Here is a 1018-nt window from a genome sequence, read left to right as displayed (position 1 = left end):
GAAAATCATGGCATGCGATTTACGCGTTTAAAAGGGCTAGTGAAAAATCAGCATGAATCGCTGATCATTTTCAGCTGCCATAATCTCAAGAAGCTGGGATTGTGCAAGCGAAGAATGGGGCTAATATAGCCTTAATAAGCTTGCGTTTTTTTATATTTAGAGTGATATATGAATATTTTGAGCATAAAAAAATTGGATAATAGAAATCAAGTAAAAATTTAAAAAATATATCAATAATTTTTCATGGTTTTTACTGCATGCTGAAAACCCCTGAAGAAAAAGTGCTTTTTTTCAGGGTGGTTTAGGTGTATAATCTGGTTGTTATTTATTGTACTGGTATAACTCACCAGTTTTGCACATGCTATAAATTATTCGGACTAATTTACTGGCACATGCAGTCTTTGCAGCTTTCGAACACATCGGGTTTGATTGCTGCTTTTTCTTTATATAGAAATCTTTAATACTATTATCATCTCTCTTAAGCCTTATAGAACACGTTACAGCCAGATATAATAAACATCTTAATCGTTTATTACCCTTTTTAGTAATATGCATATGATCTCCGTCATTCTTTCCACTTTCACTAATTCTTGGATCCAGTCCGGCAAAAGCTACTAACTCATTCTTCTTTTTGAATCTTGTCATATCGCCTAGTTCTGCAATAATACGTGCAGCTAGGTTATCTCCAATACCTGGAATAGATTTGATTATACTAAAGTCAGGTAGTTCCTGTGCGAGCTTAATCATTTCACCAATGGTTCTTTCAGCTTCTGCCATATCTTCTTTTAATTTCTTGATTAATCTCTGAAGGATTAATACTTCAATATCATCCTTATCACATCCTGAATAGATGGTTTTAGAATACTCTATTGCCTTATCAGCCATTATATCACTCGTTGCCTGACGATGACATGTTTTGTTTTGAATCACTTTAGATACAGTTGGTACTACGTCAAGAAAAAGTACCAGTCAAACTGAAATTTCTTTACTAATTCAATTACTCTTTACATAACTTTTT

Annotated in this window: 1 protein-coding gene; it reads right to left on the bottom strand. The window is 33.3% G+C overall.

The genetic code is table 11. From position 1 onward, the window contains the following. Positions 1-321 precede the first annotated feature (321 nt). Entirely contained in the window at positions 322-930 is a 609-nt protein-coding gene (locus ABUA27_RS12655) for a transposase (protein ID WP_349820863.1), read from the bottom strand. Positions 931-1018: the final 88 nt, after the last annotated feature.

The sequence above is a fragment of the Catenibacterium sp. RTP21428st1_D7_RTP21428_210409 genome, assembly GCF_040227455.1.
In the GTDB taxonomy this organism is placed as follows: Bacteria; Bacillota_I; Bacilli_A; order Erysipelotrichales; family Coprobacillaceae; genus Catenibacterium; species Catenibacterium mitsuoka_A.
This window is presented reverse-complemented; position numbering and strand designations above follow the sequence as displayed.